Annotated in this window: 13 protein-coding genes; 1 reads left to right on the forward strand and 12 read right to left on the reverse strand. The window is 70.2% G+C overall.

All coding sequences use genetic code 11. The features are described from left to right. Nucleotides 1–201: 201 nt before the first annotated feature. The 11 genes from ACH442_RS16935 to ACH442_RS16985 form a co-directional block, all read right to left on the reverse strand. On the reverse strand, nucleotides 202–1,587 hold the full coding sequence (locus tag ACH442_RS16935; RefSeq protein ID WP_396338933.1) for a rhodanese-like domain-containing protein: 1,386 nt from the start codon (nucleotides 1,585–1,587) through the stop codon (nucleotides 202–204). Between the two features lie 40 nt (nucleotides 1,588–1,627). Then, the gene (locus tag ACH442_RS16940; RefSeq protein ID WP_396338934.1) at nucleotides 1,628–1,753 is read right to left on the reverse strand and encodes a hypothetical protein; all 126 of its coding nucleotides are present in this window, start codon (nucleotides 1,751–1,753) and stop codon (nucleotides 1,628–1,630) included. Nucleotides 1,754–1,868: 115 nt separating this feature from the next. Further along, complete coding sequence (locus ACH442_RS16945; protein WP_396338935.1) at nucleotides 1,869–2,645, reverse strand: sulfite exporter TauE/SafE family protein; 777 nt, start codon at nucleotides 2,643–2,645, stop codon at nucleotides 1,869–1,871. 52 nt (nucleotides 2,646–2,697) lie between these two features. Then, a complete protein-coding gene (locus ACH442_RS16950; protein WP_396338936.1) occupies nucleotides 2,698–3,285 on the reverse strand; it encodes a rhodanese-like domain-containing protein in 588 nt (195 codons plus the stop codon). A gap of 34 nt (nucleotides 3,286–3,319) precedes the next feature. Next, nucleotides 3,320–3,628 (reverse strand): rhodanese-like domain-containing protein, encoded by a 309-nt coding sequence (locus ACH442_RS16955; RefSeq protein ID WP_396338937.1) that lies wholly within the window; start codon nucleotides 3,626–3,628, stop codon nucleotides 3,320–3,322. Between the two features lie 108 nt (nucleotides 3,629–3,736). Further along, nucleotides 3,737–4,006 carry a metal-sensitive transcriptional regulator gene (locus ACH442_RS16960; RefSeq protein ID WP_396338938.1) on the reverse strand — a complete coding sequence of 90 codons (270 nt, stop codon included), beginning with the start codon at nucleotides 4,004–4,006 and terminating at the stop codon, nucleotides 3,737–3,739. Between the two features lie 274 nt (nucleotides 4,007–4,280). Further along, nucleotides 4,281–5,903: an ATP-binding protein gene (locus ACH442_RS16965; RefSeq protein WP_396338939.1), complete on the reverse strand. Its 1,623-nt coding sequence runs from the start codon at nucleotides 5,901–5,903 to the stop codon at nucleotides 4,281–4,283. 280 nt (nucleotides 5,904–6,183) lie between these two features. Further along, nucleotides 6,184–7,413: a sensor histidine kinase gene (locus ACH442_RS16970; protein WP_396338940.1), complete on the reverse strand. Its 1,230-nt coding sequence runs from the start codon at nucleotides 7,411–7,413 to the stop codon at nucleotides 6,184–6,186. Then, nucleotides 7,410–8,102, reverse strand: a complete 693-nt coding sequence (locus ACH442_RS16975) for a response regulator transcription factor (RefSeq protein WP_396338941.1) — start codon at nucleotides 8,100–8,102, stop codon at nucleotides 7,410–7,412. Before ACH442_RS16975 ends, ACH442_RS16970 begins: the two co-directional genes overlap by 4 nt. A gap of 22 nt (nucleotides 8,103–8,124) precedes the next feature. After that, on the reverse strand, nucleotides 8,125–8,589 hold the full coding sequence (locus tag ACH442_RS16980; RefSeq protein WP_396338942.1) for an FMN-binding protein: 465 nt from the start codon (nucleotides 8,587–8,589) through the stop codon (nucleotides 8,125–8,127). A 25-nt stretch (nucleotides 8,590–8,614) separates the two neighbouring features. Continuing rightward, the gene (locus ACH442_RS16985; RefSeq protein ID WP_396338943.1) at nucleotides 8,615–9,961 is read right to left on the reverse strand and encodes a ferric reductase-like transmembrane domain-containing protein; all 1,347 of its coding nucleotides are present in this window, start codon (nucleotides 9,959–9,961) and stop codon (nucleotides 8,615–8,617) included. 227 nt (nucleotides 9,962–10,188) lie between these two features. Between ACH442_RS16985 and ACH442_RS16990 the strand changes: the two genes are divergently transcribed. Next, nucleotides 10,189–10,713 (forward strand): DUF2231 domain-containing protein, encoded by a 525-nt coding sequence (locus tag ACH442_RS16990; protein ID WP_396338944.1) that lies wholly within the window; start codon nucleotides 10,189–10,191, stop codon nucleotides 10,711–10,713. Nucleotides 10,714–11,035: 322 nt separating this feature from the next. Here the strand turns inward: ACH442_RS16990 and ACH442_RS16995 are convergent, their stop codons facing one another. Beyond that, entirely contained in the window at nucleotides 11,036–11,647 is a 612-nt protein-coding gene (locus tag ACH442_RS16995) for a GGDEF domain-containing protein (protein WP_396338945.1), read from the reverse strand. Nucleotides 11,648–11,766 lie beyond the last annotated feature (119 nt).

The raw sequence follows: 11,766 nt of genomic DNA on the forward strand, positions 1-11,766 counted from the left end.
CGCGGCTGCCCTGGGTGCTGCGTGACTTGCCGGTCGAGGTGGCTGGGCGTATCCGCCTGACCGGGTCCTGCGGCTACCCGCCCCGCCGCGCGAGTACAGCCCGAACGGCGGTCGTCCGCCGAACCCTGGCTGTGCCGGGGGCTGTGGAGGGTGCTCGACGGGCGACGAGGACTGCACCTGTCATGGTGCGGCCGGTGTGGGTCAGGCGGTGGCGGTGTCGGCGGTCAGTTGCCAGGCGTTGTAGCCGCCGAGCAGGTCGGAGACATCGGGGTGGCCGTTGGTGCGCAGCAGGCTGGCGGCGACCGAGGAGCGGTAGCCTCCGGCGCAGTGCACGACGACCGGCCGGTCGGTCGGGATTTCGGTGAGGCGGCGGGGCAGCTCGGTCAGGGGGATGTGCCGGGAGCCGTCGATGGCGCCGTGTTCGCGTTCGCTGGCGCCGCGGACGTCGAGGACCAGGGGCGGTTGCGCGTTGTCGAGGGCGGCGCGCAGGTCGGTGGCGGTGATGCGGCTGGCCCGGGTGAGTTCGGATTCCATCTGGGGCAGGGCGTTCTCGGGGTCGCGCAGGTAGCCGGGGACCCGGTCGAAGCCGATGCGGGCCAGGCGGATGACGATCTCCTCGGCGCGGTCGTCGTCGGCGACCACGAGCAACTGGTCGCCGGGCTGGGCTACGGTGCCGGCGGTCTCGGCGAACCGGCCGTCGGCGGGGATGTTCAGTGCGCCGCGCAGGTGCCCGGCGGCGAACTCGTGGGGGTCTCGGGCGTCGATGACGAGGGCGCCGGCGGTACGGGCCTCGGCGAACGCGGCGACGGTCAGCGCCTGCGGTGCGACGTTGTGGTCGAACAGGTCGCGGGACTGGCGGTTGAGGGCGGCGTCGAAGGCGAAGTAGCCGGGTGCGGCGGGCTGCCCGGCGGTGACCAGGTCGAGGAACTGCTCGACGCTCATCGGCGCGCAGGCGTAGTTGGTGCGGCGCTGCTCGCCGATGGTGGACTGCCGCTCGGTGGACAGGTTCTTGCCGCAGGCCGACCCGGCGCCGTGGGCGGGGAACACCCGTACCTCGTCGGGCAGGGCCATGAGTTTGTGCTGGACGCTGTCGTAGAGCATGCGACCGAGTTCGTCGGCGGTCACCCCGGCGGAGGCGAGCAGATCCGGGCGGCCGACGTCGCCGATGAACAGTGCGTCGCCGGTGAGCACGCCGTGCGGCACGGTGTCGGTGGCGTGTTCGTAGACGAGCACGCTGATCGACTCGGGGGTGTGGCCGGGGGTTTCCATGATCTGCAGGGTGACGTCGCCGAGGCTGATCCGTTCGCCGTCGGTGAGTTTGCGGATTCGGTATTCGGTGTCGGCGCGCTGTCCGTAGCCGATCCAGGCGCCGGTGGCGGCGGCGACTTCGAGGTGGCCGGCGAGGAAGTCGGCGTGGAAGTGGGTGTTGATGACGCCTTCGATGATCAGGCCGTGGGTGCGGGCGTCGGCGAGGTATTCGCCGATGTCGCGGCGTGGGTCGACCAGCACGGCGCGGCCGGTGGTCTCGTCGGCGATCAGGTACGACGCCTGCGACAGGCAGTCGAGGTAGTACTGCGTGAACAACATGGTTTTCGCCTTCCGTCGGTGGGGGTCTGGTGGTGGGTGGTCAGGCCAGGCGGCCGGGGCGGCCGCCGTTGGCCTTCAGCGGCATCCCGGCGCTGGTCCAGGCGATCAGGCCGCCGGTGAGGTTGTGCACCTGCCGCCCGTGGCCGGCGAGCAGGGCGATGGACATGGATCCCCTCGATGCTGGGTGGTTGATCGGTCACCTCTCCCATCGGATACCCATGGGGGTATCTGAGGGCGGTGGTTGTGGTGTTCATCGCGGGCCGGTAGCTGTTCGTAGGGCCTCAGGCAGCGGTGGGGTTGGCGATCGCCTGAATGACGACGAACGCGGCGATACCGAAGACCAGCCAGGCGAAAGCACGTTGCAACCGCTGGGTGGGCAGCCGGGGCGCGAACCGGTCGGCAACCAGGGAACCCGTGATGGCGGCCAGGGTGAACGCCGCGGCGATACGGAAATCGATGGCTGCGTCGCCGGCGTGCGCCGCGAACCCGGCGGCGGAATTCACCACGATGATGAACAGTGAGGTGGCGACGGCGGCGGGCATGCTCAGACCGAGCAGCAGCACCAGGGCCGGGATGATCAGGAAGCCGCCACCGACGCCGAACAAGCCGGTGAGGAAGCCGACGCCCAGGCCCGCGGCGATGGATTTGGGCAGGCAGCCGCGCCAGTTGATCCCGCCGCCGGGCAGGGCGCAATCGCCGCCGCAGTCGCCGGTGCCGCCCAGCATCCGCCACCCGGCGGTCGCCATGAGCGCGGCGAATCCGATCAGGACCAGGCGTGGATCGAGCAGCCGGTTCACGGCGGCTCCGGCGAAGGCCGCGGCGGCGCCCGTGCCGCCGACGATCGCGGCGATACGCCACTGGACCAGGCCGGCCCGTAGCCGCGGGATCAGGGCGGCGGCCGAGGAGATGCCGACGACCAGCAGGGCGGTGGGCACAGCCGCGGCCAGAGGTAGTCCGGCGCCGTAGACCAGGGCGGGCACGGCGAGGATGGAGCCGCCGCCGCCGAGCAGGCCGAGCAGGATCCCGATGAGCGCGCCGAGCCCGACGACGGCGATCATGAGCGGCTCCGGCCCAGCCGGAGGCCGACGCAGGGGAGGCATGGCATGGCGTCTACCGCCGGTCGCTGGTCAGAGCGGTGACAATCTGGTGGAGGTCGGTGCGCGGGCCGCGGTTGTACGGCAGTCTGGCCAGCATCATGCCCATCGCGCAGGTGTTGGTCAGTGCGGCGAGTGCGAGGCCCGCGCCGATGACCGCGGCTACCCACTTGGCCGGTTCGGCCAGGGCGCTGGCGAGCACGGCGAGCAGCACTGCGGTGCCGGCGACCAGGCGGACTTGTCGTTCCAGGTCCCAGCGCGGCGTGCCGGTGGTGACCGGTGCGTGGGCGGTCTGCCAGGCGGTGATGCCGCCGGTGAGCACCCGCAGATTCGGTAGGCCCGCCCCGGCGAGGGCGTGTTCGGCCCGGGTGGCACGCTGCCCGGAGCGGCAGACGAGCACGACCTGCTCGTCGAGGTGGTCTCGTAGTTCGTCGCGGTGCTCGCGCAGCAGGTCCAGGGGCACGTTGTAGGAGCCGGGGATGTGCGCGGTCTCGAACTCGGCCGGGGTGCGCACGTCGATCAGCCGCGGTGCGTGGCCGGTGGCGAGCAGGTGTTGCAGGGCGGGGACGTCGAGGGCGGCTGGGGTGCCAATGGGTGTGGTCATGGGGGTGCGGGTTCTCCTTGCTTGTCGGCGCTGATCAGCGGCTTGTCTCGACCGGGTGCCCGGCCTGGCGCCACGCCTGGGTCCCACCGGCCAGCGACTGCACCCGGGCGCCCGCGGCGGCCAGTAGCCGGGCAGCGGCCAGACTGCGGGCACCGGAGTGGCACACCGTCACCACGTCCTGCCCGGCGTACTGGGCGGCGACCGCGGCGACCTCGTCGAGGGGCACGTTCACCGCACCGGGAAGGTGGCCACCGGCGTACTCGCCGGGGCTGCGCACATCAAGCAGAACGCGGCAGAAGCTGTCGCGCTTCAACTGATCAACAGAAATCTCACTCAACGTCACCTGCTACTCCAATAAGTATATACCCCGGGGGGTATGTGAAGGGCGGAATGCGGCCGTGGAAAAAGCCGTCCTCCCGCTCCACTCTCGTGAAGCGGGAGGCTGGCGGGCTCAGGAGAACGACATGAAAAGCTTCTCGAGCTCGTCCTCACTCATCGGCGGCTCCTCGCCGCGCCCGCGTGCGGTCTGGCATTCCCGCATCCCGGTCGCAATGATCTTGAAGCCCGCCCGGTCGATAGCGCTGGACGCCGCGGACAACTGCGTGAGCACCCGCCGGCAGTCCTCGCCATTCTCGATCATCGCGATCACCGCGCCGAGCTGCCCCTGCGCCCGCTTCAAGCGGGTCAGCGCGTCCTTCAGCAGGACCGGGCTCATTTCCATGGATGCCACCTCCGTCGCACCGATACCCTGCGGGGTATTCGTCTGTCCCGAGAATACCCCCGGGGGTATCGAGTATGTCTACGGTTTCCCGCATCACGGCCGAATGTCACACCCAGAGCACCTCCCGGTCACCCCGGAGCCGCCCCGCTGATGGCGGAACCGGAGGTTGAGCCTCGCGCGGAGATCTCGGTTCTGGGCGTCTACATCGAGCCGCCTTGAGACTTGATCATCGGCGCGTTGTGGCGGCTGATGCCGATGCGTTGGTAGAAGCCGGTCAGCCGGGTCGCCGATGCGCCGCTGGTAGGGAGACGACGAAGGTCGCTCCGGCCTCTGCCGTGGCTTCGTAGGCGATGTCGCCGCCGTTGGCGCGGGCGAGTTCCCGCACGATGTACAGGCCGAGCCCGGTGCCGGGAACGCTGGCCGAGGTGGTGTCGGAGCGGGCGAAGCGTTCGAACAGTTGTGACCGGAACGGCTCGGACACGCCTGGTCCGTCGTCGCTGACCCGGATCAGGATGCGGTCGCCGGCCTGGTCGGCGGTGATGCGGGTGGAGCCGGCTCCGTATTTGGCCGCGTTGGACAGCAGGTTGACGATGATCTGCTCGAGGTGCCGGGGGTCGACCGCAACGGCCAGGTCGGACGGGCAGACGATCGACGCCGGGTTGCCGGCGGCCTGCCCGACGACGGCTCGTAGATGCGCGTGCAGAGTGATGTCCTGCGGGCGGGCGGTGAGCCGGCCCGCATCGGCGGTGACCAGCGCCAGGACGTCATCGACGATGAGTGCCAGCCGGCGGGCGTTGCGGTCGATCGTCTGCACATCGCGCAAGCGGCTGTGCCGGTCGTTCTCGTCCCAGGTTTCGATCAGCATCTCGGCGTACGCGCGGATGGCGGCCAGCGGGCTTCCGATTTCGTGGCCCAGCATGCCGATCAGGTCCTGCTTGAGCTGATTGGCGGCGGTCAGCTCCCGGTTGCGGTCCGCCAGTTCAGCGGCGGCCTGATCGCGGGCGGCCAGCGCGGCGGTCCGCTCGGCGAGCAGGGTGCTGTTCTGCGTGTAGGCGTCGGCGTGCCGCAGCGCCGCGGAGAGGCTGCTCGCCAGCAACTCCAGCTGGTGCGTGTCGTCCGCGTGAAAGGTGTGGGCTCGGGCGGCGGCCACCTTCAGCACGCCGATCGGCTTTTCTGCGCTGAACAGTGGGGCGATGCACATGGAGCGGATGCCGACCTGGCGGCAGGCCTCGCGGTTGACGCGGTCATCGGTCTCGGTGTCGTCGCAATGGACGGTGACGCCGGTGGCCATCGCGATCCCGGACAAAGATCCTGCGATGCTGAGGCGTACGCCTCGATGCGGGGCCAGGAGACCGGCGACGGCCGCATAGTGCAGGACGTCTCCGTCGACCATCTCCACGGCGGCGCCGTCCGCGGCGGGGAATGCCTCAACTGCTTGTTGCGCCATCACCTGCAGGACCGCGTCACTGTTCTGTGCGGCGGCGGTCACCGCCCGCTGGGCACGGATGACCGCGAGCAGCGCGTGGGTCTGCCGGGCGGTGTCGGCATCCGCCCGGCGCTGTGCTGTGACGTCGCGTACCTGCACCAGCCGATATGCTCGGTCGTCCGGCCCGGCGACCGGAGTGAGCGTCACCTCGCCCCATCGCACGCGGCCGTCCAGACCCGCGAATCGCTGTTCGAAGGCGACGGTCTCCGGCCCGGGTAGCTGGTCGGCGGTGCGGCCGGGGTGCAGGACCTCGTTGCAGGACGTGCCGAGCAACTGGTCCGGGGTGCGGCCGGTCAGGGTGCAGAACGCGCGGTTGGCGGCCTGGAAGATGTCGGCCTTGTCGATGACGGCGGCAGCGGCAACGCTCCGCTGGAATCCGAGGATCTGGCACACGATGGTGATATCGAGCACATCCGATGAATCGAATACACCCGCAGGCTGGACACGGCTGCTGTCCTTCACCTGCGGTGCACACAACTCGTCCTGAAGGCCGCCGAAAGTTCGCGCACGAGTTCCGGAGTGCTCCACGGACCCCTTCTGGTCCTGTGACACTCTGCCGGCCTCGCTCATTGCGCCAGCCACACCTGCTTATCGGCCGGACTCCTCGACAACTGAGGCGACGCAGATGTGGCAACGCGGCCGGTCGGCCCGAACCGATGTCGGCGTTCGCGGTCATCGGGCCGCCCTGCCGTCAGGCGGTGTCGCCGCCGGCGGCCGCCGGTAGGCGGATGGTGAAGGCCGCGCCGTGTCCGGGTCGCCCCCATGCTTCGATCGTGCCGCCGTGTCCGGTGATCACCTCGCGGGCCAGGGCGAGACCGAGGCCGAAGCGCCGCTGATCGTGGTCGCCGCCGCGGGCGAATCGGGCGAAGATTCGCTCGGTGTCGGCCGGGTCGAAGCCGGTCCCGTCGTCACGCACGACGACCGTGATCGTGGCGCCGGACCTGCCGACGTCGATGCGGACGTGTCCGCCGGCCGGGGTGTGGCTCAAGGCGTTGTCGACCAGGGCGGTGAGCACTCGCCGCAAGGCGGCGTGGTGCCCGGCTACGACGAAAGGTCCGGCGGTGCCGGCACGCAGGCCGAGCTCGACCTCCTGGGCTTCGGCGCGGTCGGCCTGGTTCGCCAGGACGTCGGCGGCGACGGCCTTGATGTCGACGGGCAGGCGGGCGTCGTCGCGGCGGCTGAGCTGGCTGGAGAGCAGCAGGTCGTCGACGACTTCACCGAGGTGGCGGGTTCCGGTGACGAGGTGGTCGACGTCGCTGGTGACGTTCGCGAGGTCCGCGCCGGCGCGCAGGTCCATCTGCAGCAGTTGCGCTCGGGTGTGCAATTGGGTCAGCGGGGTGCGCAGTTCGTGGCTGGCGTCGGCGACGAAGTGCCGCTGCCGGGCCAGCGCCTGCGCCAGCGGTGCGGTCGCGCGGCGGGCGAGCAGCGCCGCCGACAGCAGCGCGACGAGCAGGCCGACGAATTCACCGACGGCGAGCGCGCCGAGCAGGCGCTCCAGCTCGTCGTGCTGCTCATGCCGGCTCGTGACGACCTGCACCACCTGGTCGCCGCGGAGCCGGGTCAGGGCACGGTAGCCGCCCTCGCGACCGCCGATCGTGGTCGTCACGGGCATCCCGTCGGCTCGCACGCGGTCCAGGACGCTGTGGTCCGGGAGCCCTTCCGGAGCGTCCTCGCTGGCCTCGACCGTACCGTCCGGGTGTTGTTTGAAGATCCACACGTCGGGTGGTGGATCGTTGACGTCGTCGGTGGTCGCCGCGGTCTGCTTGAGCAGTTTGGTGGTGGCGGTGTTCTGGCTGTGGACCACCACGATCAACGCCAGGAAGCCGAGCACCAGCAGGCTCACGGTGATCGCCGCGGCGGTCTGCAGAGCCATCACGCGCCGCGCCCGGGACAGCAACACCCGATCGGGATCGGATCTCATGCGGGCGCACCCCGGTCGCGGCCGAGTCGGTAGCCCACGCCTCGCACCGTGGACACCACCCCGGTGCCGAGCTTGCGGCGCAGGTAGTGCACGTAGGTGTCGGCCAGCGTGACGCTGGAGGCATCGGGAAAGACTTCGGCGATGATCTCCTCACGACTGAAGGCCCGAGCCGGATGTCGTGCCAGTAGCCGGAGCAGGTCGCTCTCGCGGCCCGACAGCGCCACCACAGTGCCGTCCGGGCCGGTCACGGTTCGGGTGACCAGGTCGAACTGTTCCCGTCCGACGGCGAGGAGCTCGCTCGATGCGCTCCGGCGGCGCAGCATGACCCGGACCCGGGCCAGCAGTTCGTCGACCTCGAACGGCTTGACCAGGTAGTCCTCGGCACCGCCGTCCAGGCCGGCGACCCGGTCCGACACGGTGCCGAGCGCGGTCAGCACCAGGGCGGGAACGGTCACGCCGGATCGTCGTAGCCGGGCCAGGAGATCAAGGCCTTCGATGGCGGGTAGGCCTCGATCGAGGATCAGCGCGTCGTAGCGGCGGGTCAGGGCCCGGTGCAGGCCGGCCTGGCCGTCCACGGCGAGGTCGGTCTCGTAACCGGCGCCCCGGAACAGGCGTACCAGCAGCGGGCCGACCTCACGGTCGTCCTCGACCACCAGCAGTCGCGTAGTACCAGCCGCAGCGTCGGTCATGGTGTCACTCTCCCAAGCCTGGTCATCCGAAGTGTGCCGCGTCCAGCGCGGCCTGCAACGACCGGCGGTAGCCACCGCTGGTCACCGTCGCCCCGGTGACGCCGTCGATCCGGGCGCTCTGCGCCGTGAGAACCTGTTCACGCAGCCGGGGCAGGGCGTCCGTGTTGATGCGGTCGTCGCGGGCGCTGCCAGTCGGGTGCTGCAGCGCCCGGACGTCGGTGATCTTCCGGCCGACGATGGTGACCTGCACCTGCACCGGCCCCCACCGGGTCTGCGCCACCGTCCCGTTGACGGTCGTGGCCCGGTGACCCTTCGACGGCGTGCCTGCTGACGGTACGGCCGTAGCCGTATCCGGAACGACGCCGGGAGCAGCGGCCGCTGTGCCGGCGCCGGGCAGCGTCGCGCCGGAACTCGTCCGGTAACTGAACAGCAGTACCAGTGCCGCCACGGTCGACATGACGTACAACGTGATCCTGCGCATTGTCATCGTCTCCCTGCTCGGTTCGGAGGTTTCACCAGGCGAACTCTTCGGCGTGAATGTGGTCCGGCCCGACACCCGCATCGCGCAGCGTGGCCCGCACCGCCGACATCCACGGCGGCGGTCCACAGAGGTAGACCTCGCGCCGGGCCACGTCCGGCACCAGCCACCGCAGTCCCGCGAGGTCACTGACCCGCGAAAAGCCCTCCGGCAGCCACGACCCGGGCCGGGCCCGGCCACCCGGCAGGTACACCACCTGGACCCCGTGACGGCGGGCCGCGTCGTCCAACTCGGTCCGGAAGACGGCGTCCTCGTGCCGCCTGACCCGGTACAGCAGCGTCACCTGCGCGCCGACCCCGGTCAGGTCGTCGAGCAGCGCCCGCATCGTGGTGATGCCGACTCCGGCGGCCATCAGCAGAACCTGCCGCCGGGGGGCGCCGTGATCGGTGGTCAGCGCGCCGTACGGGCCTTCCACCAGCACCCGCGTGCCCGGACGCAGGGCGGCCATCCGGGAACTACCGTCGCCGAGATCTTTGACCGTGATCCGCAGCAGGTCACCCGACGGTGCGGACGACAAGGTGTACGGGTGGGCGCGGCTCCAGCCCGGCCCGTCGAGGAATCGCCAGCAGAAGAACTGCCCGGCCACCGCGGGCAGCCGATCGAGGTGCCGTCCCCGCAGGTACACCGACACCACACCCGGCGCCTCGCGCACCACCGTGTGCACCCGTAGCCGGTGATACGCCGACCGGTAGGCGGGCAGCCCGATCCGGAACACCAGCACTGCCACGAGCGCGGCGGCCCACAGGCCCCACCAGTACAGCTGCGACAACTCCGAAGCGGTGAAGTCGGCGCCGGTCCACAGCTGGTGCGGCAGGGCCAGCCCGACCCCGAGATAGGCGTACAGGTGGATCAGGTGCCACGTCTCGTACCGCTGCCGGCGCCGTGCCGCACGCACCGACAGGACCACGACCAGCACCAGCAGCCCGGTGCCCGCCGTCGCCAGGACCATGCCCGGGTACGTGACCACCAGCTCCCACGCCGTAGCGATGACGCCCCCGCCGCCGCTCTGCGCGTATCCCAGCGTGATCAGCCCTAGGTGGGCGAGCATCAACCAGAACGACACGAACCCGACCAGCCGGTGCCGCCGGGCCAGTCGGTCCTGGCCGTAGCTGCGTTCCACCCACGGAATCCGCGCCATCAGCAGCACCTGCAACAACAGCAGGTCGGAGGCCACCAAGCCGGTCAGCCGCCCGGCCGAGGTCGCCGGTCCGCCCGGCGTCGAAACGTCACGAAGACCGCCGTTGTGCAGCCACAACGCGACAGCCAGCACCACACTGAACAGAGCGGCCGACCCGGCCAGGTCAGCCCACCACCGCCGCACCGGACGTCTACGGCCGACCGGTCGGCCAGACCCGCTCAGCCTCACCCGGCCCCTCACCGGCGTAACACTCATGCCTTCTCACGGCTCCCTCCCGGCTCAGCGACCGGACAAGCGTCCCGGCCGAAAATGGGAGAACGTGAAGATTCACTGCTTAGCCTTTCAGCACGTCGTCGACCGGGTCACCACCGACACCCGCGTCGCATCCCCAGCCGCTCGGAGGGAATTCCATGGGCACCATCAACGGACTGCCGGCCCACATCCTGCTCGTGCACGCCATCGTGGTCCTGCTGCCGCTTGCCGCCCTGCTGCTCGTACTGACGGCGATCTCGCCGTCGCTGCGCCGCCGCCTGGCCGGGCCGAACGCGATCCTGTCCGTGCTCGTCGTCGCCCTCGTGCCGGTCACGACCAGCGCCGGTGAATGGCTGGAGCACCGCGTCACCGACTCCGCCCTGCTGCGCGACCACACCGAACTCGGCGACACCGCCATCTGGGCGGCCATCCCGGTCGCTCTGCTGGCGCTAGTGATCTGGTGGCGCCAGCGCGAGGCGGGCGCCGCGGCTGGGCAACGCACCTACCTCGCTGCCGGGTCGGCGGCGATCACCAAGATCGTCATCGCGCTCGCCGTCATCATCGCCGGCTTCGCCGTCTACGACACGTACCGGATCGGCGACTCCGGCGCCAAAGCCTCCTGGACCGGCAACTTCAGCTCCACACCCAGCCAGGAAGGACCCGGACAGCGCGACGGCGACTGATCAGGGGGCTGCACCGAGGGCAGCCATGACCGAAGATCCCCTCCGCAGAAGAAGTGCACGGCAGGACGTCGGCAAAGGCCGTTAACCGGCGACAGGCGGGCGTGCTGGTCACTGACGGTGGCCGGTCCTTCGCCCGTTTTGCTGGCTCTGTCAGCGGGTGTGTCGGACCAAAGGCTACGGCGGTGTCAGAGCGGCGGCGTCGAACGGTGCCGGTCGAGTTCGTGCGCGGCCAGGCGTGGTAGACGCCGAGCAGGTGGGAGACGTCCGGGTGGCTCGTGGTGCGTTTTGGCCGGGTGGGGGCGTGACTGAAATGCGGGCCGCGTCAGAAGTTGCTCGTCACCCCTTGTACGCAAGCGACGCCCTCACCGGCAGCGGCGGTTTCTCCTGCCGCCGTAGGCATGGGGGAGATGCGTTTACGCGCGCGCTTGCGCCGGTACATGGCGTTGTCGGCGGCGGCTATCAACGCATCCGATGATGAGTTCCCGCCCAGGGTGCTGGTTGCGGTGCCCACCGTGGCGCCGACGGTCAGCGTCATGCCGTTCCAGAGCATCGGTTCCTTGAGAGCATCCTCGACGCTCTGCCGTATCAGCCGGGCGGCGGCCTGATCAACGCCTGGGCAGTACGCGAGGAATTCGTCGCCGCCGACACGGGCAACGATGTCGCTCCGCCGCAGAGCGGCCGTGAGGCGCCGGGCAACGCATCGGAGCACTTCGTCGCCGGCCTCGTGGCCGAAACGGTCATTGGTGGGTTTGAAATCGTCGAGATCGCAGTACAGGACGGTAGCCAAGGGCGGCTGACAGTCCTGGTGAGCGCTGTCCCGCCACAGGTGGCGTGCGAGACGGTCGCGCCAACAGAAACCGGCTCGCCCGGGGGCGGCGTTGTTCGGTTTGCCGCTCTGGTAGGCGAGCGTGCGTTCGGAGGCGACCTCAACCATGTGCGCATACGGCGGTCGTGGCGGTGACCGGTGGGCGCCGAGCGGTCGCGAATTCAGTTCAGTAACGCGCACCCATCTTGCCGACAGCGTGTCGGTATAGTTACCGACAATATGTCGGC

This window comes from Actinoplanes sp. NPDC020271, from assembly GCF_044388125.1.
Lineage (GTDB): Bacteria > Actinomycetota > Actinomycetes > Mycobacteriales > Micromonosporaceae > Actinoplanes.

Coding starts and splice junctions, on each gene's coding strand:
- ACH442_RS16945 (WP_396338935.1), bottom strand. CDS start 2,645: ATGATCGCCGTCGTCGGGCTCGGCGCGCTCATCGGGATCCTGCTCGGC.
- ACH442_RS16935 (WP_396338933.1), bottom strand. CDS start 1,587: ATGTTGTTCACGCAGTACTACCTCGACTGCCTGTCGCAGGCGTCGTAC.
- ACH442_RS16940 (WP_396338934.1), bottom strand. CDS start 1,753: ATGTCCATCGCCCTGCTCGCCGGCCACGGGCGGCAGGTGCACAACCTC.
- ACH442_RS16950 (WP_396338936.1), bottom strand. CDS start 3,285: ATGACCACACCCATTGGCACCCCAGCCGCCCTCGACGTCCCCGCCCTG.
- ACH442_RS16995 (WP_396338945.1), bottom strand. CDS start 11,647: ATGGTTGAGGTCGCCTCCGAACGCACGCTCGCCTACCAGAGCGGCAAA.
- ACH442_RS16960 (WP_396338938.1), bottom strand. CDS start 4,006: ATGGAAATGAGCCCGGTCCTGCTGAAGGACGCGCTGACCCGCTTGAAG.
- ACH442_RS16970 (WP_396338940.1), bottom strand. CDS start 7,413: ATGAGATCCGATCCCGATCGGGTGTTGCTGTCCCGGGCGCGGCGCGTG.
- ACH442_RS16980 (WP_396338942.1), bottom strand. CDS start 8,589: ATGACAATGCGCAGGATCACGTTGTACGTCATGTCGACCGTGGCGGCA.
- ACH442_RS16990 (WP_396338944.1), top strand. CDS start 10,189: ATGGGCACCATCAACGGACTGCCGGCCCACATCCTGCTCGTGCACGCC.
- ACH442_RS16975 (WP_396338941.1), bottom strand. CDS start 8,102: ATGACCGACGCTGCGGCTGGTACTACGCGACTGCTGGTGGTCGAGGAC.